The 18,018-nt window shown below is 46.9% G+C and carries 17 protein-coding genes; 3 read left to right on the forward strand and 14 right to left on the reverse strand.

All coding sequences use genetic code 11. The annotated features are described in order from the left end of the window. The 3 genes from AC58PV_RS22055 to AC58PV_RS22065 are packed head-to-tail and all read right to left on the reverse strand — an operon-like array spanning nucleotide 1 to nucleotide 2,864. A complete protein-coding gene (locus tag AC58PV_RS22055) occupies nucleotides 1–1,314 on the reverse strand; it encodes a M20 family metallopeptidase (RefSeq protein ID WP_497434589.1) in 1,314 nt (437 codons plus the stop codon). Nucleotides 1,315–1,357: 43 nt separating this feature from the next. Beyond that, the gene (locus AC58PV_RS22060) at nucleotides 1,358–1,744 is read right to left on the reverse strand and encodes a RidA family protein (protein WP_497434590.1); all 387 of its coding nucleotides are present in this window, start codon (nucleotides 1,742–1,744) and stop codon (nucleotides 1,358–1,360) included. A 25-nt stretch (nucleotides 1,745–1,769) separates the two neighbouring features. Then, the gene (locus AC58PV_RS22065) at nucleotides 1,770–2,864 is read right to left on the reverse strand and encodes an alanine racemase (protein ID WP_497434592.1); all 1,095 of its coding nucleotides are present in this window, start codon (nucleotides 2,862–2,864) and stop codon (nucleotides 1,770–1,772) included. 634 nt (nucleotides 2,865–3,498) lie between these two features. Between AC58PV_RS22065 and AC58PV_RS22070 the strand changes: the two genes are divergently transcribed. Together AC58PV_RS22070 and AC58PV_RS22075 are read left to right on the forward strand one after the other, a co-directional pair. Then, entirely contained in the window at nucleotides 3,499–4,338 is an 840-nt protein-coding gene (locus tag AC58PV_RS22070; RefSeq protein ID WP_068671497.1) for an SPFH domain-containing protein, read from the forward strand. Nucleotides 4,339–4,350: 12 nt separating this feature from the next. Beyond that, entirely contained in the window at nucleotides 4,351–4,542 is a 192-nt protein-coding gene (locus tag AC58PV_RS22075) for a type II toxin-antitoxin system antitoxin (protein ID WP_497434593.1), read from the forward strand. 47 nt (nucleotides 4,543–4,589) lie between these two features. On the opposite strand, the gene AC58PV_RS22080 is transcribed toward AC58PV_RS22075, so the two are convergent. The 6 genes from AC58PV_RS22080 to AC58PV_RS22105 all read right to left on the reverse strand — a co-directional run bounded on the left by AC58PV_RS22080 (nucleotide 4,590) and on the right by AC58PV_RS22105 (nucleotide 8,714). After that, complete coding sequence (locus AC58PV_RS22080) at nucleotides 4,590–5,018, reverse strand: DUF4183 domain-containing protein (RefSeq protein WP_497434594.1); 429 nt, start codon at nucleotides 5,016–5,018, stop codon at nucleotides 4,590–4,592. A gap of 5 nt (nucleotides 5,019–5,023) precedes the next feature. After that, complete coding sequence (locus AC58PV_RS22085; RefSeq protein ID WP_497434595.1) at nucleotides 5,024–5,311, reverse strand: DUF4183 domain-containing protein; 288 nt, start codon at nucleotides 5,309–5,311, stop codon at nucleotides 5,024–5,026. A gap of 209 nt (nucleotides 5,312–5,520) precedes the next feature. Continuing rightward, nucleotides 5,521–6,750: a hypothetical protein gene (locus tag AC58PV_RS22090; RefSeq protein ID WP_497434597.1), complete on the reverse strand. Its 1,230-nt coding sequence runs from the start codon at nucleotides 6,748–6,750 to the stop codon at nucleotides 5,521–5,523. 61 nt (nucleotides 6,751–6,811) lie between these two features. Further along, entirely contained in the window at nucleotides 6,812–7,645 is an 834-nt protein-coding gene (locus AC58PV_RS22095) for a hypothetical protein (protein WP_497434598.1), read from the reverse strand. Then, nucleotides 7,642–8,331, reverse strand: coding sequence for an ABC transporter ATP-binding protein (locus AC58PV_RS22100; protein WP_497434599.1), 690 nt, complete (start codon nucleotides 8,329–8,331; stop codon nucleotides 7,642–7,644). Before AC58PV_RS22100 ends, AC58PV_RS22095 begins: the two co-directional genes overlap by 4 nt. Beyond that, entirely contained in the window at nucleotides 8,328–8,714 is a 387-nt protein-coding gene (locus tag AC58PV_RS22105; protein WP_497434600.1) for a GntR family transcriptional regulator, read from the reverse strand. The genes AC58PV_RS22100 and AC58PV_RS22105 overlap by 4 nt, the downstream gene beginning before the upstream one ends. Before the next feature lie 220 nt (nucleotides 8,715–8,934). On the opposite strand from AC58PV_RS22105, the gene AC58PV_RS22110 reads away from it, so the two are divergent. Further along, complete coding sequence (locus AC58PV_RS22110) at nucleotides 8,935–10,242, forward strand: DUF2515 family protein (RefSeq protein ID WP_497434602.1); 1,308 nt, start codon at nucleotides 8,935–8,937, stop codon at nucleotides 10,240–10,242. 14 nt (nucleotides 10,243–10,256) lie between these two features. On the opposite strand, the gene AC58PV_RS22115 is transcribed toward AC58PV_RS22110, so the two are convergent. The 5 genes from AC58PV_RS22115 to AC58PV_RS22135 all read right to left on the reverse strand — a co-directional run bounded on the left by AC58PV_RS22115 (nucleotide 10,257) and on the right by AC58PV_RS22135 (nucleotide 17,983). Beyond that, complete coding sequence (locus tag AC58PV_RS22115; protein WP_497434603.1) at nucleotides 10,257–11,951, reverse strand: putative polysaccharide biosynthesis protein; 1,695 nt, start codon at nucleotides 11,949–11,951, stop codon at nucleotides 10,257–10,259. Between the two features lie 46 nt (nucleotides 11,952–11,997). Next, complete coding sequence (locus tag AC58PV_RS22120) at nucleotides 11,998–12,477, reverse strand: DUF456 domain-containing protein (protein WP_497434604.1); 480 nt, start codon at nucleotides 12,475–12,477, stop codon at nucleotides 11,998–12,000. Between the two features lie 48 nt (nucleotides 12,478–12,525). Then, on the reverse strand, nucleotides 12,526–13,263 hold the full coding sequence (locus AC58PV_RS22125) for a Cof-type HAD-IIB family hydrolase (protein WP_497434605.1): 738 nt from the start codon (nucleotides 13,261–13,263) through the stop codon (nucleotides 12,526–12,528). Nucleotides 13,264–13,304: 41 nt separating this feature from the next. Next, nucleotides 13,305–15,179 carry an asparagine synthase (glutamine-hydrolyzing) gene (gene asnB / locus AC58PV_RS22130; RefSeq protein ID WP_497434607.1) on the reverse strand — a complete coding sequence of 625 codons (1,875 nt, stop codon included), beginning with the start codon at nucleotides 15,177–15,179 and terminating at the stop codon, nucleotides 13,305–13,307. Nucleotides 15,180–15,922: 743 nt separating this feature from the next. Further along, on the reverse strand, nucleotides 15,923–17,983 hold the full coding sequence (locus AC58PV_RS22135; RefSeq protein WP_497434608.1) for a peptidoglycan D,D-transpeptidase FtsI family protein: 2,061 nt from the start codon (nucleotides 17,981–17,983) through the stop codon (nucleotides 15,923–15,925). Nucleotides 17,984–18,018 lie beyond the last annotated feature (35 nt).

Here is an 18,018-nt window from a genome sequence, read left to right on the forward strand (position 1 = left end):
TCATCCTTTCGCTGGAAGCAAGCCACACCATTTGATAATTAACTCAGCATACCAACGTATCAATTGCTCATACCCTTCAAGATCGAGGTATTCATCCGCTGCGTGGGCATTCGCCCCTCCCGGACCTAGAATTAAGGCGGGAGTATCGCTGTATAAATTAAACATAAAGCCGTCGCAGGCAAAAGGTGATCCTTGAGGCGGGCCGACTGGTCGGCCGAGAACTCTGAGGCCCGTCTCCGCCGCTAACTTCAGTAAGTCTTTGGTGTTGTCGTTCTGCGCCATTTCACTTCCACTCAAGTATCGGATCAGCGGCTTGATAGTCGGATGGCATTTCTGCAACGAGGGGTAATTAAGACGCTGATCTTCATAATAGGACCATAGGTCGGCGATAATCTCCTCGCCCGTTACACCCGGATACGCTTCGATCCAGAAGTTGATCTCCCCAGTTGCGGGCAGTTTCTCTTGCAACTCGCGGGAAGCGTCTCCCGAATAGATGGACAAGAGCGTAACTTCCGGAACTTTGCCGTTAACCCACATGGGATGCTTCGGCTGCTGTTGCATACGATATGTCCCAAAGGCGCGCAGCAAATTTGCGAATTCCACCGTAGCTTCCAACGCACTGACCAACTCTTCGCCATTAAATCCGATTCCGCTTTTCCCTTCGAAAGTTGCCTTCCAAATACCTCCACCCAGGTGAGCCGGATACAACTTAAGATTGGAAGGCTCGGGGATGATGGCTATGTCCGGATGCGGCCCGCGAAGCCTCCCGGCCAATGTCCCGTTTGCGCCGCCGTGCTCCTCGTCAACAACGCTTTCTATGTATACTTTTCCTCCAATAGGGATAGCCAGAGCCTTCAGACATCGGACAGCAATAAGCGCCGCCGCCATCCCCCCCTTCATGTCGTACGCACCGCGACCGTATAATTTGCCATCGTGAACTTTGCCCGAGAACGGTGGAAAGTTCCAAGGTTCATGGCCTTGGTACACCGTATCTGCATGTCCCGAAAACATAATCGAGCGACCAGAACCCCCGAAGAAGCTCCCGACAACATTGGGTCTGTTGACATAATTTCTGCCAGACATATAAGCCGGATGCTCCTGTAGGCCAGGAACCTCATCGAGCTCATAACTATCCACCTTCGCACCTTCCTCTTTCATCCATTCGGCCAAATAGCGTTGATATTCCGCTTCATCTCCATTCGGCGGGTGATTCACGCTCGGAATTTGTACGAGCTGGGCAATCAATCCAATCGCTTCCTCACGATGATCTTCCACCCACAAGCGTATCTCTTGCGATAACCGGCTATGGTCCATTAGCTTATGTGTCCTCCTTAGCGTTAGCTAGTCGTTCTCAACCTTATACCCGTTTGGAAGGTGCATACGCAATAACATCGATTTCCACCAAATATGCTCCCAGATCGACTGGTGCCGTCGTGCGTGCTGGATACGGCTGCTGGAACACTTCCGAGTACGTCTTGTTGTAACCGGTGAAGTCCTCGGTGCGACTGACGAAAGCGTTCGATTTAATCACATGATCAAGGGTTAAACCCACAGACGCTAGTATGATTTCCACATTTCGCAAACACTGGCGAGTCTGCTCTTCAATGGTCGGACCGGCAATTACCAGGGTAATGGGATCTACCCCAACTTGCCCGGAAACGTAAATGAAATCTCCAGCTTGAACCGCGTGAGAAAAAGGTAATGGGAACTGCGGAGCTTGTGGAACTTGAATAGCTTTTGACATGATTATATTCCTCTCCTTGGTTAGATTAATTGATTTTACCGCGCGCATCGACGTAGATATCCTGAAGCACTTCATCGCCGCACACTCCTAGAAGCTTGTTATGCAGATTGGACACGGTGCAACAATGATTAGGAATAAATTCGAGACGCTCTCCTATCGAAAACGTAATGCCAGCAGGTAGCTTGACAATTCCGTGCTCCTCACTTAATCGTTCAATATATACGTCAGGATTGTTTTTGAGGCGGCCATAACCCGGACAGTGTGGGTTCGTATCGATACTGAAAGTCTTGGAGCCTGCATCGATAATAACCGTCCCTTCTCTTGGCGTGCTTACAACCGTTGCCAGTATGCTCATGGCCACTTCGTTCATGCTGATTGAACCTATTGCCAGCTGCGAAATATCACCATATACATAAGCGCCCGGTCTCGTTTCCGTCGCACCGTGCTGTTCTGCAATAAACTTGGACGTTGGCGTGGAGCCGACGCTGATCTCGGGAATGGTTATGCCATCTTGAGCAAGCAGATGCTGCGTTTGAACAAGCACTTCAACTTCAACGGCCGCCGTCTGACGCAGTTCTTGAAGATTACTGGCACCGTAAGCATGACCGCCGTGTGTCATAAGTCCACGCACCTCGACTCCCGGCAATGCGGTGATTTCCTTGACCAACTCCGCAGTTGGGTTCCCGGGTTCCAATCCGCAACGGTTCAACCCCGAATTCACGTCAATGTAGAGGGGGATGCGTGTGCCTAGAGATTCGCCTAGGTCGGATAATCCTTTGGCAACAATGACATTATCCGTACTGACAGTTACCTTAACTTTCCGGTTAATCAATGCAGCCAGCCTGAGCAGCTTAGATTCGCCAACAAGCGGAAAAGCGATCAGGATGTCATTGATCCCAGCTTCTGCGAGCACCTCGGCTTCACCCAACTTGGCTACGGTCATGCCGCAAGCTCCGTACTCCAGCTGCTTCTTTGCAATCCATACACTCTTGTGCGTCTTGAAATGGGGACGCAGCCTCACGCCCGCTTGGCGGGTTAACTCAGCTGTATGCTTGAGATTACGGTCCAACACGTCAAGGTCAATTAGGACCGCTGGCGTCTCGATATGTGAGACTTTCATAAGTTCCTCTCCTTCGTGTAGCATTTCTTTGGGTTGTCTTCGAGAAAGACATCTTTGATGTAATAGGTTGGTTTCATTTAATAAAACTAATGTTTCATATTTATCATAATCCATTATTCTCATGTTTGTAAATACGAAAATGGTATATTTAAAAAAGGAAAAGAAGGTAAGAGATAGCAGTGGTTGCGCATCGATTCAATCCCTGTCGTAATGATGTGAGCCGCTTCAGCTGGACTTGCGGTTGTCGCTTCCTGCCCCAATTTTTCTTGCGACACTTACCGAATATACTCGCTCGGTCGGAGCGCGATTCGGAAGAAAGCTGTGACCGCAAGAGATTACGAATCGGCAAATAAAAAAGAAGCCTCCAAACCGCTATCAACAGGGAATGGAGGCTTCTATTCTATGAATTCAATACTCCATTTTTCAAGTTTCGAAACCCGCTTCTTGCAGCATCCGCTCAAGATTGGCGCGCGCCTTCGCCACCCGTTCTTCCGGTATCGGAAAGTCTGCCTCGGCGCGGGAGCCCCGGTGTGTTTGCCTTACTAAACAACCGTTAATTCCATTTTACATTTAAAGTAAAAAGTGATATCATATAAATATCAAAACAATATACAAACGGGAGGTTTTTCAACGTATGAAAGAAATGAAAGCAGGGTCATTCAATGGTTTTATTGGCTTACTCTTATTTTTCATCGCACTTGGGCTAGGCATCTACAGTTTTACACAACAGAGCTTTCTCATTGGGGCTATATTACTCGTAGTTAGTATCATCTCCCTGACGTCATTTACTGTCGTTCAGCCGAATCAAGCCACGGTTATTACTTTTTTCGGTAGCTATCTGGGGACCATTCGCAAAAGCGGTATATGGCTTGTTATTCCCTTCTCTTCTCACAAGAAAATATCGTTGCGGGTACGCAATTTTAACAGTGTCAAATTAAAAGTGAATGATATCGATGGGAATCCGATTGAAATTGCCGCTGTCATCGTGTTTAAAGTTGTTGATACGTACAAGGCATTGTTTGATGTAGATAGTTATGAGAAATTCGTTGAAATTCAAAGTGAAACTGCACTACGTCATGTAGCTAGCAAATATCCTTATGATCGTTATGAAACAGAAGGCTATTCATTACGAGGAAATGCCGATGAGGTTGCGGCTGAACTCAGCACAGAGCTTCAACATCGTCTTTCCGTTGCAGGCGTTGAAGTGATTGAGTCGCGCCTGACTCACCTAGCCTACTCTACCGAAATTGCCAGCGCCATGCTGCAGCGCCAACAAGCATCAGCGATTTTATCCGCACGCTCCATTATTGTAGAAGGCGCCGTTGGCATGGTTCAAATGGCTGTCGCACAATTGGAAGCCCAAGGATTGCAGCTTGACGAGGAGCGTAAAGCTGCCATGATCAACAATCTCCTCGTTGCGATTGTATCTGATCGTTCAGCGACTCCGGTCATTAATACCGGTACGTTGTACTAACGAGGCCATGGTATGGCTCCCAAGAAAAACTTCCCACTTCGACTAGATCCGAAGCTGCACCAGGCTCTTGAGCAATGGGCAGAGGACGAGTTCCGAAGTGTTAACGGACACATTGAATATCTACTACGCGAAGCGCTCCTTCGTTCGGGACGGCTCTCCAAATTAGGTGCCGCGCAGCAAACGAATGAAGAATTGGACAACTAAAAAAACATCTTACATGATACTCATGTAAGATGTTTTTTTGTTTTTATTTACGTTGTAACATCAATCGCTGGTGCTGAAATGGTCTGTGGTGTCGTAATTGCGGAAGTCGTATTTGAGAAATCTGCAACTTCGAGAATGACAGGTGTACCCGCTACCGCTAAGATCGTATCTAACACCAAGGAAGCCGTCGTAAGCGTCGAGAGACCCTCCTGTTGTAACACGCCATTGACATATACGTTAATGTATCCGTCAGTAGGCACGGCTGGTAGTGAGTTTGCTTGTACAGGATCGCCATTGTCATCAAGAAAATCTTCTGCCAGAATCGTTGTTTCCGTACCGCCAATCATACCTACCGTAAGCACTGCATTGTATCTCGTTACTTCAGGGTCTACGGTTGTTGTCACAACACCGCCCGAAGCTACTGGAGGCGTAGCCAACGCAGCTGTAATAAAAAGTTTAATCAGTGAGGCTGCCATCTATTTCACCCCCTTCCCAATCTTCGCTTGAAAATGCGAATGCTTTGCACGATGATGGGAACACCTTTTTCAGGTACATCCTTCGAAATTAACGTTATCGTACCTTTATCTATCTGATAGAGCGTACTAGGCTGAAGAACACCATTAACGAATACTTGTGAATAGGTCACAGTTTTCGGGTCAGGAATCGCTTGAGCGCCGTAACCTTTGGTACGATCCTCTTCCGTATAACAACGCTTGTCTCCATCTGAAATGGCGTAAAAGAAATACGTTTTGGATCCATATTTGGACATACATACCCGTTCTTTGGTCCTTTTCGGCTTTCGGAGAGTTGGTTCAAGTCGTTTGCGCTTCCGGATGTGAATCACCTCACTTACCGCTCGTAGATTATGTTATTCTATGCGAGAATCTTTACCTGAAATTGGATATTTCACGCCGTACGTATCCCCATTTATGACATACAAAACCCCCTGATCATAGTGATTAGGGGGCCTCTGCTGTTTTATTTCTGAATTTTGATTCCGTTCGCATTGATATATCCAATACTCTTCAGATTCTTACGCTCAATTTCTCCCTGATAGAGGATGTTCCCCGTTTGCAGCTCAACGATTACCGCGGCTGGTTTGGGACGACCGGACATGAGGAGGTACAAGCGATCCTTCTCTACTAGGCTATAATTGATTCTGCCCCACTCTTTCTGAAGAGCTTGAAGCGGTAATTGCACATCACGAATCACTCTATTCTCCGCCATATTTACCACCATAACGTGAGTGTCTTTACTCTCCGATATAGCAGCTAATGATAGCTCCTGATTGGCATACTGGATAGACATCCCCATCGAGTTATCCTCCATCAAAAAGCTATGCAGTGGCTCACTCTGCAGTGTCCGCCATTGTCCATTCCAAATATCGTATACCCGAATTTCCCGGTTCACTAACCCTTCATTTCTCTTTACGGTCTGTCTTTCGACGACCTTATCTATGATTTTATTTTCACTGCTATCAAATATCGCATATCCACTTGGGCCAATCTGAGCATTCCCCGTGATAAACCATGTGGTCGTTCTTATTTCATTCGACTGTGTCTCGGCAGCCAGGATCTGCTCGCTTTTCAGCAAGCTTTTGTTTGATAGATCAATCGTATACATATCGTATCCAACATGATAGAACTGCGGATATTTGTCGGTTCGCATACGATTAACAAGTACCTTCATGATCTGATCTTTGACCTGAACATCATGGATATTTATATACTCGTCATTTTTCTTGTCTGTAAGAACCTGAAATGAAGATGTTTCTTCGTCCAATTTTCCCATTATTGAGATGGTTAACTGGTTAGATTGCTTCTTCGATACATCATTGTGAGCTTCAGTAGCCGCATACGCAAGGACCCGATCATCCTCATAGAAAGCATTCACATCATTCTTCCCTCGCATGAAAGAACGATGCTCTTTGACAAGCCTTTTCAAGTCGTCCTCATAGTAAGATTCAGCATCAAGCCTTCCCAAATAGGAGAGTTGCTCGACATCCGAATCGCTCCCTTTCGTAGAAACGGTTGTCGTGATGCCATCCGTATTTACCTTGATTTGCAGCCCAGCAGCATCGCTTTCTGAGCCTTTCATCGTTTTCAACACATATTCCGGGTTCTGATCACCAGTACCTAACACATAATACGTTCCCATAGCTATTACACAAAAAGGTATCAGTGTAGCAAGCAGCCAGTATCGTTTCATGCGTGCACCTCCTTAGCATTGTCTTTGAAAGCCCTTCACCCGAATTTCGAGAATTCGAGAATTACACCGTTACCTTTTTTCGCAGCAAATAGGAACTAAATCCGATTGAAACGGCGATCATACACAGTCCGATGAACACCTGCAACAACACGATTTCACTTGGAAATAGCGGGAGTGTAACTCCTAATTGACTTATTTCTTGCGGCAAAACGATGACGATCAGAACGGCTGTACCGTACAGAATTCCCGCAACAATGCCCTTCCAACGATAACTTCGTTCCAGTAGTATAGCTGTAAAAAGTACAAAAACACCTAGAATGCCAGCTCCATAATATAAAATCAATTGCATAACATAGCTTGGCATAAACAAATTCAGCAAAGGATCTCTTCGAATCAGTTCTCCAATCGTAACCTCTACTCGTAGTTCAGCTGGAATGATGGCAAGGAAGGAGGCCAGTTGAAGCGGAATGATCACAAACTGTAGGGAAACAAATCCAAATACAAACAACACAATTGCACTTAATTTAGCGAAATATACATTCATCCGTGATGTTGGCAGCATAAGCAGTCGATACGCAAACGTATTCCGGCCGAACCATTCCTTGTACCAAATCATGAAAACATAAAGGAGCAGAACGATTGCACATAAACTGATGGCTCCTTCGTACCAGACCGAATGAAAAATATTTATAAGATTCAATTTTTGAAAGTTTTCCGCGTACTGCGCTTCGGTTCCGCCATTTCTGTCCGCCCACGCATGTGCATCACTGAGATAGGATTGGGCCGTTAGCCAAATCCCCACAAACTGAGATACCACCAACAGAAGTGCCAAGGCACCATATAGTTTGCTAAACCGTACCAGTTCCCAGTTCAACAATTTGATAAAAAATTTCAAGTCACATACACCTCTCTCATGACATCCACAACGGACTTTCCTTCATTCGAGCGCACTTCCTCAGGATAAAACTGTTTGCGAACCCGTCCTCCATCCAGCAAAACGACTTTATCAATGAGATGCTCAATATCTTGAATTTCGTGGGTAGTGATCAGGACACCGCGGTCTTCCATCAAATGGCTTGTGAATACGGCTGTAATTTGTTCGCGACTGAACATATCAATCCCTGAGAATGGCTCGTCCATGAGTAAATAATCCGCATCCAATGAAAGTCCTAACAGCAGATTCGCCTTGGCTGAGTTTCCTTTGGACAAGCTCGAAAGTCGATCCTCAGAATTCAATTTGAAAAAGGTGATCAACTCTTCCGCCCGCGCCTCATTCCAGTTTCCATAGAAATCCTTCATAAATCGCATAGCTTCTTTGATCTTCATGTTGGATGGCATCGTTAACGTATCAGGAATGAATACAACTTTCTCGTACGTCTTCGTAGTTGGAACTTGACCATCCACACGAATAGCTCCACCTTGAATGGGGGTTAGCCCCATAATCGCCTTCATAATCGTAGATTTGCCCACGCCGTTTATCCCAATTAAACAGGTGATTTGACCTTTCTCCGCGGTAAAGGAAACCTCATCCAACACATTTTTCCGCCCATATCGCTTCACAAGTGCATCCACTTCAATCATTCCGCAATCTCCCTTCCACGTTCTGCCTCATACTTTTCTTTCACAACACGCAGCAATTCTTCCGTTGGCAGCCCAATCTTGCTGATGGATTGAACGAACACCCCAACGGCTTCTTGAATGAGTTCTTCACGAATGGTATTCAAAATATGCTTATCCGTCGTTATCCGACTCGGGGAATTACCTGCTGTTGTAATCAACATCTGCTCCTCCATTTCTTTATAAGCCTTCTGTGCGGTGTTCGGATTAATTTGAAGCAGCCCTGCTAGCTCTCGTCTTGACGGAATTTCTTGCCCGCCTACCAGCCTGCCTGTGGCCATTTCCTCTTTAAAATACCTGACAACCTGCAGATAAACGGGATCGCGATTATTAAACGTAATGTTCATCTACCCATCTCCTATGTGCCTTTCTAGGTAAAACTGGAATAATTTAGTGTGTGTACTAAATAGTTCATACACTACAGGTGTACTATACTACTCATACACTCTTCTTGTCAACATTTGGATATCATTACAGCGCTCACTTCGTTATTTCTCACCGGTTGACATACCTGACTGGTCACATGCAAATAATAGAAAGAAGGATTCCAGTTCCAGAAAGGAGGCCATGATGAAAGTCAATCTACCACCGAAAAGCAACGATAATCAAGGGTTTTACGGTAAAATGCGAGGACTGCCAGGTGCAGTTGTAGAGCTGGTTAAACAGCAGGCTGCCAAGTTCATGAATTCCTCAGAGCTTGCTGAACATCATGGACCGTCGACTGCCTACATCGAAATCCCTCCTGCTACACAAGCTCGATTAGAGAAAGCGTTGCACCAACAAATAGCCTTACAACAAGGAGGCGTCACTTCTCCCTCTCCTACTATCCAAGAACAACAAATTCTCGAAGGTATCGTTGCCCAAACTCGCTTGCACAATCGCAATAACGTGACGCGTACACAGGCTTACTGGGTGATCTATCGTGAATATCCCGAGCTGCATTGGGCGTTGTTAGCCCATATGGTCTCCCGCAATGGAGGCTGGTCTATGACTGATCTACGCGGTGAACTTGTGCCACATCTGATGAACAATGAAGCCTCTGAACATGCATTTTCCTTTCTTGAGCGTGCGAATGCCCTTATTTTTCAAGATGCTTACCCGCAATTGCTGTTGTATGCTGAAAGCCGAAAAAGAAGACAGCGCTTATTCCATCTTCTACCGCATTTACATATATCCACTTGGATGCTCCCCATCTGGCAGGATTTCTGGCTGTATCAAGACTCCGCACTGCTCACTATAGGTCTAATTATCAATGAGCAGCATTACATCGAGAATCGTGTTGTTCAGAATCCGCACTACAAACAAACGGTCTTAGATACCGCACTGTTCAAAACACAAGCTTGGCTGCAGCTCAATCAAGTCGGATTCCCATTTCGTTCTTCATCCATGAATCCACCTCAGCCGCATCTTGCTGGCCTTATTCTTGAAAGCTTCACGAAGCTCACCGAGCGGATCGAATTCGGTAAAAGCTTATATGCCATCCTGTTTGGCGTCCCAGGTGTACTTCAAGGCGTCTTCGCCTTCGCCTCCGCTACACCGCATACGGGATCACGTTCCGACTACTGGCCTCATCTCTTCGCTCCCATACGAAAAGCCCCTCCTGATCGTAAGTATCAGGAGAGGCTCGATGGTTACAGCCTGAAGATAGGAGCTGCGCCGTTCTATAGTCCACCGCTTCACTCGGTATGGCCTGACAGGCCAATTGCACCCGTTGAGCGAAGTGATTGGTTTAAGCTCGAAGGAGAACCTTTACAGCATATTCGGAGCATAGAAGTTCCCAGCGCTTTTGATTTGACGCAGGATCTATGCCTAGGTTTAAGTAAACTGGAACTCGCTGTTGTAAGTGCACAAGCAATAAAGAATATCATTCGGTAACGTGTATGATACGGTTATGAACGTTTGAGTACACGACTCGCTTTCGCAATGAGCTTCTGGACAGGTGATGGGAAGTTCTTCACATCATCCTTCGTCACCACTCGCGTAATCATGAGCATAAGCGGATACATCGCTACGGTTAATCCGCAGATCAACACAGCTTGAATACCTTCATTCAAACGATACCAAGGCGTCGGTACCACATAGTTGTGCGTCAGCCATTCCGCTGCAAAGCCAACAACACCGATGACCAGAATCGTGATCATAAGGCCGCCGAAACGACGCCCCAGAATCGTGAACGATACTTCTTTACGGAGTGAACGTATGTTAAGCCATGACATCGCGATAAAGCAAAGTCCTGTAGAAATAATGATGCCATAAATACCAAACCATTGCCCTAATACATAGCTGCCAACCAGCTTAATCGCGATGCCTACACCTACATGAACCATCAACGGCTTCATCCGTCCCATGCCCATCAGAACGGCCCCTGAGGTCTGCATGACGATCTGGAACATTGCGCCTGCCGTCAGCAACGATATCATCGTAGGACCATGCGCAATGCCATAAGCGGAATCTTCATACCCAAACACGAAGAAATCGATCGGTCTAGCCGCAATACTAATCATAAGGACTGCAGGCAGACCAGATAAAATCGCGAGCTGCAAGACGCGCGTCGTCTGTTGTCCGACTTGTTTCAAATCTTTGCGTGAATACGCAGCCGAAATAATAGGGACAACGGATTGACTCAACGCGATGGCCAAAATAATAGGAATCCCCGCGAGCGATTGCGCGCGTCCACCAATGATCCCGACTAAACCTAAGGCTTCCGCGGCACCGATTTTATCTTCAAGCAATGGAATAATCATCGAGGTGTCGATCGCATACACCAGTGTGACGGTGACGGAGAAGACAACGATAGGAATAGAAAGCTTGAGCAAGCTGCGATAAATATCCCGATACCTGAACATTTCAGCCGGCTGATCCCCTGATCGAGTCGCTCCTATCTGTTCTGCCGCGGCTTGTGAAGCTGCCATGGCAGACTGACGCGATTGCGCATCACTTCGCTTTAGCTTCCTAGCGTAGTAGAGCATAACGGCTAGTGCCGCAATACCTCCAACAACGCCTCCGAAGGAAGCCCCCGCAACACCCCAGCCCAGCGAGATATTGAGCAAGAAGAAGGCAAGCAGAATCGAAGTGATCAATCGGAATATTTGTTCCACTACTTGTGAAATCCCGTTCGGCATCATATGTTGTCTGCCTTGGAAATAGCCGCGCATAATGGCAATGAGCGGGAAGAACAGCATCGCTGGAGCGATCGCTCTTGTTGCTAGCGTAGCATCTGGCCCACCATGCGAAATATTCTCAGCATAGATCGGTGCGAAGAAGTATAACAAGACGGTCATTGCAACACCTGCGACTACAGCAAACACGACTGCTGCCCGATAAATCCGTTGCGCTTCATGCGGTCGACCAATCGCGTTCTTCTCGGCAACCATTTTACTTAATGCACTCGGAATACCCGCCGTTGCGATAACGAGCAGGATCGAATATAGATTAAAAGCAATAGAATAGCTGCCCATTCCTTTTTCCTCAAGCAGATGCACCAGCGGAATACGCTGGAAAACGCCGAGAAACCGCGCTACAAGCGCGGCCACGGTGAGAATGAGCGTCCCTTTTACAAGGGAATCTTTGGTTACCTTCGTCAAGTCCGTTCCTTCTCTCTCTTACAGTTTTCTTATGTTCCTCTATGCCTCAAAAGATCCACAGGAAGAAAATAATGATCATAGCGAGCTGCAAAACAATTTTCACCACGGAGCTGGCAAAAAAGCCAAGCACAGACCCAATTCCTGCGCGAACAGCGTTCTGCCAGGAGGTTCCGGCAATTAATTCACCTACTACGGCGCCGATGAATGGGCCAAGAATGATCCCGAATGCTGGAATCACGAAAGGACCAATGATCAAACCAATGGTACTACCGACGATTGCCGGTTTCGAGCCGCCGAATTTTTTGACACCTAGTGCACTAACGGCATAATCTGCCACGATTATAATAACGACAATCAAGGTCTGAATTAACCAGAACCAGAAACCGAAGTGTTTCCAGGTGATCAGCCAGCCATAGATGAAAAAGGCAGCATAAATGGCCAGTACACCAGGCAGAATCGGATAGACGGCACCCACCATCCCGATGACAAATAAAAGAATAACGACAATCCAACCCAAGGTAATCATGCGCAGTTCATTCCTCCATTAAGCGTGAATGTGGAGCTTGGTCCTGGGCTAGGCAAGCAAGTAAGTTCGAATGATGTGTGCGACAGCATGTTCATCGTTCGTAACTGTCGTGATATCAGCGACCCTTTTCACTTCATCCTGGGCATTTCCCATAGCCACACCTAGTCCTGCTTCACGAATCATCGCAATATCATTTTCGCTGTCACCCATTGCAATCACTTCGGACATCGTAATGCCGAGAAGTTGGCACACGGTTTCTACGCCTGTGGCTTTGGAGATGCCGAGCGGGTTCATTTCTAAGTTCGACGGATGTGAATTGGTGATTTCAAGCGTTCCCCAACTCGACACCACTTCACGAATGCGTTGCAATTTCTCGGCATTGTCCGTAAAATAACCGAATTTCAACCATTCCTGCTCATTGATCTCCAGCCCTTCACTTTCCCGATTGAACACGCCTGCTACGGAATACGCCCACCACCAACAATCATGATCTACGGCTAGCTGGTGCAAATCGCGTATCGTTTCAATCGGTACTAGCGTGCGTTTCAGCAATGTATCGGGTGATGCCCACACTTCACTACCGTTCACCACTACAAGCGGCGTCGAGAGCCCCAGCTCCTTAATGTAAGGCATAGCGCTGACGGCACCACGCCCGGTGGACATGATCACCACTTTACCTTGTGCAATGGCTTCGCGAATCGCTGCTTGATTCTCTGCAGATATTTTCTTGTCCTCGTTTAGTAACGTGCCATCCATATCAAGTGCGATTAATTTATAGGTTCCCATACCCGCCAACCCCCATCTCTATGCTGCCTTCAATTGTCTTCCTAGTAAGCGGTGAGCACTCTCTTCGGCAGCTCTTCCATGAACGTTTTGTGCCATAGTGCAAAAATATAGAGCGTCCACAAGCGTCGTGCGTAGTCTCCTTGACCAATACGATGCTTATGCAGCATTTTCTCCACTGCTTCAATATCGATGTAATCCTCAATCCCGCTGGTTTTGATTTGATCCATCACCATATCGCCCATCGCGCCTTTCATCCAATCCCGCAGGGGTACTGGGAAGCCAAGTTTCGGACGATTCAGAATTGGATCCGGAATGATTCCTTCCATCGCTTTACGGAAAATGTACTTCGTAGTCCCATTGGCAATGCGATACTTTGCTGGAATACGGCGTGCCACTTCGAACAACTCCTTGTCCAGAAAAGGAACGCGCAGCTCCAAGGAATGCGCCATCGTCATTTTGTCGGCTTTCATGAGAATATCGCCAGGCATCCACAGATTCATGTCGATATACTGCATTCGACTTACAGGATCTAAATGCTTCGTTTTGTTGTAATAATCGCCGGCGATTTGCACGGGATTCTTGTAGGCGCGCAGCATCTCGCTATCGAGACGGAGCACTTCCGCTTTCATATCCTCGGAGAAAATTTTGGCATTCCCGAGGAAGCGTTCCTCTAGTGGAGTCGTCCCCCGCAACACATAGTTGCGGCCTTTCACTCCGCTCGGCAATATGCGTGCGAAGCGGTTCAGCATGCGCTTCACCGATGGCGGCAGCCCATCCAGCGGTTTGAGCGACTGCGGCTCGCGATAAATGCGATAGCCGCCGAACAGCTCGTCCGCGCCTTCGCCGGAGAGCACGACCGTTACTTGCTCGCGCGCAAGCTGAGCGACGTGGTAGAGGGCAATGGCCGAAGGATCGGCGACAGGCTCGTCCTGGTGCCAGATCGCTTTCGGCATGGTCGCGAAGAAATCATCCTGCGTGATGATTTTGTCGTAGTGCTCTGTCCCGAGCGTCGCTGCGGTCTGAGCAGCGATCGGCGTCTCGTTGTTGGCGCCGTCGAAGCCAACGGAGAACGTGCGGATCGGTTCGATATTCCGCATATGCGTAGCAATTGCCGTCGAGTCGATCCCGCTCGACAGGAAGCATCCGCGTTCCACATCACTGACCATGTGGAGCTTGACGGACTCTTTCAACCCTTCACGAATTTGTTCCACATAGTGGTCGAATGGTTTCTCTTCTGGCTCAAACATCGGATCCCAATACTTATGTAGGGTCATTTTGCCTTCGAACGTAATGGTGACTGAATGCGCAGGAGGCAGCTTATAGATGCCTTGGAACATCGTATGCGGTTCTGGTACATACTGAAACGTCAAATAATTCAGCAAGCTGTCCGTATGGATCAACCGATTCATGCCTTCCGCCGCAAGCAAGCTCTTGATTTCCGAGCCGAACAAGAATTGACGGTCACTCACATGATAATAAAACGGCTTAATGCCGAAATGGTCCCTCGCACCGAACAGCTGCTTCTTCTTACGATCCCAAATCACAAATCCGAACATCCCCCGCATGTGTTTTACACAATCTTCGCCGAATTCCTCATAAAGATGGACGATGACCTCTGTGTCACTCTGCGTACGGAAAATATGACCGCGCTCCTTGAGCATCGTGCGCAGCTCTTTGTAATTATAAATTTCACCATTGAAAATAATCCAAACAGTTTCATCTTCATTCGCTAATGGCTGATGACCTTCTTTGATATCAATAACGGATAAGCGCCTAAACCCTAAGCCAATGCGATTCTCTGTCCAGAAGCCCTCATCATTCGGCCCCCGATGAACAATTACATCCGTCATTTGCTTCAAGCTTGCCTCAGTTGGTTCTCTATCTTCAAAATACATTACACCCGTAATACCACACATGGTGAGACTCACTCCTCCGTACTCTCATCATTCTTTCTCTTGGACAACCGATATATTAGTATACCATATCCGCCCGTCTTTCAGGAAATACCGTGAGTGTACGAGAATCGCTGTATCTTATAGAAAAATGATGGAAATGAGAAGTCGTTTTAGAGAAGCAGATAACCGGCTTTTTTTCATGGGATTCGACCACCTTTCCTCTGCGCACAAAAGTTGACCTCGGGCAACATTTGGGGTGAACCCTGTTCCTCTCAAGTTCTACCCTTGGAATAGGATATGCCATAGGTGAGCAGCTGGTGCATGTTGCTTCGGATTTCGAATTCCCAAGTCGATCCCAGTAATTTAAGCTACACTCGCCAAATTAGCCCCCACCCCACTGTTCACTCTCAATTAACTGGAAAATGTACAGCTATTTTGGGAAAATTCACCCTACAAATCATAATAGATGGAAAAAATGAAGCTAATTCTCTCCAAACCTGACTGTTTTTATATAATTATCTGAGATTAACTGTATAATTTCCATCTATTGTTCATTTGAACTCATGTTACGAGGAATTAACTACAGGAAATCCATCTCTTTGCAAAAATGAGCATTGGCGGTCAGTTGGAGGGTGGTTGGTGGCGGGGTTTGGAGCTAAGCTCTACGCACGAATAGGAGGCAAGTCCTATCACGACAAAAAAGAGCCCGCCGCAGCAAGCTCCCTCTCATTCTTATCTTCTTCTACTATCTTCTTCAGCATACTTTACCAAGGCCGTTTCCCGCCGCCAAGCTTCGTCAGAATACCATCATACGCCGCGTCATACGCTTCGAAGATTTTCGCCGCAATCGGGGATGCCCCGTAGCGTCCGAAACCACCTTCCGGTACAACGACTGCTACGGCCAGCTTGGGATTTTCTACTGGTGCAAAGGCGATCAGAACGGCATTCTCAACTCTTCCGCCAGCTACATCCTGCGTGGATGTTCCTGTTTTACGAGCGACGTTGAAAGGTAATTCGTCAATGCCTTGCGCACCGCTTTTCATTCCGTGGATGATCGCATTCCAGTCTCCTTGTGAGAACTCCTTGGACGAATCTTCTAGAACCTCAGGCTCAACGGTTTTCACGAGATTGCCCTGATAATCACGTATTTCTTCGACAAAGAGTGGTTTCATCCGTTTCCCGCGGCTAGCAAGCGTTGCCGTATATTGCGCAAGTTGCAACGTAGTCGTTTTCTCATTCTGTCCCCAGGATGCGTAAACCATCGCGGATTGATAACTGTCCTTCTCCGCATTTTTGATAAAATCGTTGGATCCTGCGAACTCGCCAGGCAATCCACTGCCCGTTGGCACACCCATCCCGAACTTAGCCAGATACTCGGCCCATTTGGCTGTCACCTTCGAATTTTCTCGACCGTATTTATTCCAGAAAGGGATACCTACCATCGCCGACATATACGTATTCGAAGAAACCTCAATAGCTGAAGATGCGTTCAAGCTGCCATAAGCGTGTTTGTCGGAGTTTGAGATGGCACTATTGCCATCCCTACCGAAGGTGAAAGTACCTGTGTCATTGTAGTTCTGTACTCCCGCTGTAAAGAACTTCTCTTTCAATCCAATTAATACAGACAACGGCTTAATCGTGGATCCCATGAAAACAATGGAAGAAGGATGCTTGGCATTCTCTTTGGCATCTGGATATTTGGCTTTGGCTGTTGTGATCGTGCCATTCTGTATATAAGTCTCGATTTCCTTGTAAGTAGCTGTTGCCATCCCACCTGTCCAAGCGTTCGCATCGTAATCCGGGTAATTCGCCATGGTGATGACACGTCCTGTGTCCACTTCCATCGCTACTGCGAAGCCTGAGGAGGCCTTCACGCCATATTTCAAGTACGCATCATTCGCATTAGACGGTGAACGGAGATATTGGATATGATCATGCAGCATTTTCTCCGTCGCCTTCTGAACGTCCTTATTGATCGACAGATACAGGTTATTCCCCTTAATTGGAGCTGTAACTTCGGCTCTTCCAATGATTTTCATCGCGGCATTCACGGGATATTTCTTACTGCCATTCTTGCCGCGCAGCTCATCCTGATACATCCGTTCGATCCCATCGAAGCCGACATTCTCATTACTTAAATATTCTTCACTATTCGGATTATCCTTATAGATTTTTTTCGCTGTCTCCGTTGAAAATGCATTCGTATACCCGACTAATTGCGTGGCAATTGTCGTTTTGTCGTCTTCCACCTCATAGGTGCGGATGCTTTCTTCCGTGACTTCCAGCCCTTTGAATTCATCCCGGTGCTCCAATAAATACGCAATTTCTGCATTTGATAAATCCGCTTTAATACGGCGTGGTACGGAATAGTAGCTAGGGTCTTTCACTGGTTTTTTATTAATGTCATAGCCCAAGTCCATTGCAAGGACAATCTCTTCCGTTGTAGGACTGACAGTATTCGGTTTCGCAAACTTGTCAAATATTTCGCTCTTAATGCGTTTAGCCAAATCAATATTAGTATCCTTATCCTGGCCTGGTTCAATACGGAAAAATAAGGACTGTACAGGAATGGTATAAGCAAGCGGGGACCTCGTAGCATCATAAATATTGCCGCGAATCGGGGCGATCTTGTTCGTTGTATTCGTATTGGTGTTCTCTGCAGCCTTCAGATCCTTGGCTTGAACGAATTGAAGAATCGCTAACCTCACGATTAGCACCGAAAACAATAAAAAGGTGACGAAGAAAAATATATTGATCCGAAACGAAAAGTGCCGTTTTTTAGTAATTTCTTTTTTCTTCGGATCATCCATAATGGATGACTTCATGCGGGTTCATATCCTTTCTTACTAACGCTTAGGTC

It is taken from the genome of Paenibacillus sp. J22FR83 (genome assembly GCF_059691955.1).

Bases quoted from the DNA above. Each gene is read 5' to 3' on its own strand.
- AC58PV_RS22055 (WP_497434589.1), bottom strand. From the start codon at position 1,314: ATGGACCATAGCCGGTTATCGCAAGAGATACGCTTGTGGGTGGAAGAT.
- AC58PV_RS22060 (WP_497434590.1), bottom strand. From the start codon at position 1,744: ATGTCAAAAGCTATTCAAGTTCCACAAGCTCCGCAGTTCCCATTACCT.
- AC58PV_RS22065 (WP_497434592.1), bottom strand. From the start codon at position 2,864: ATGAAAGTCTCACATATCGAGACGCCAGCGGTCCTAATTGACCTTGAC.
- AC58PV_RS22070 (WP_068671497.1), top strand. From the start codon at position 3,499: ATGAAAGAAATGAAAGCAGGGTCATTCAATGGTTTTATTGGCTTACTC.
- AC58PV_RS22075 (WP_497434593.1), top strand. From the start codon at position 4,351: ATGGCTCCCAAGAAAAACTTCCCACTTCGACTAGATCCGAAGCTGCAC.
- AC58PV_RS22080 (WP_497434594.1), bottom strand. From the start codon at position 5,018: ATGGCAGCCTCACTGATTAAACTTTTTATTACAGCTGCGTTGGCTACG.
- AC58PV_RS22085 (WP_497434595.1), bottom strand. From the start codon at position 5,311: ATGTCCAAATATGGATCCAAAACGTATTTCTTTTACGCCATTTCAGAT.
- AC58PV_RS22090 (WP_497434597.1), bottom strand. From the start codon at position 6,750: ATGAAACGATACTGGCTGCTTGCTACACTGATACCTTTTTGTGTAATA.
- AC58PV_RS22100 (WP_497434599.1), bottom strand. From the start codon at position 8,331: ATGATTGAAGTGGATGCACTTGTGAAGCGATATGGGCGGAAAAATGTG.
- AC58PV_RS22105 (WP_497434600.1), bottom strand. From the start codon at position 8,714: ATGAACATTACGTTTAATAATCGCGATCCCGTTTATCTGCAGGTTGTC.
- AC58PV_RS22110 (WP_497434602.1), top strand. From the start codon at position 8,935: ATGATGAAAGTCAATCTACCACCGAAAAGCAACGATAATCAAGGGTTT.
- AC58PV_RS22120 (WP_497434604.1), bottom strand. From the start codon at position 12,477: ATGATTACCTTGGGTTGGATTGTCGTTATTCTTTTATTTGTCATCGGG.
- AC58PV_RS22125 (WP_497434605.1), bottom strand. From the start codon at position 13,263: ATGGGAACCTATAAATTAATCGCACTTGATATGGATGGCACGTTACTA.
- asnB (WP_497434607.1), bottom strand. From the start codon at position 15,179: ATGTGTGGTATTACGGGTGTAATGTATTTTGAAGATAGAGAACCAACT.
- AC58PV_RS22135 (WP_497434608.1), bottom strand. From the start codon at position 17,983: ATGAAGTCATCCATTATGGATGATCCGAAGAAAAAAGAAATTACTAAA.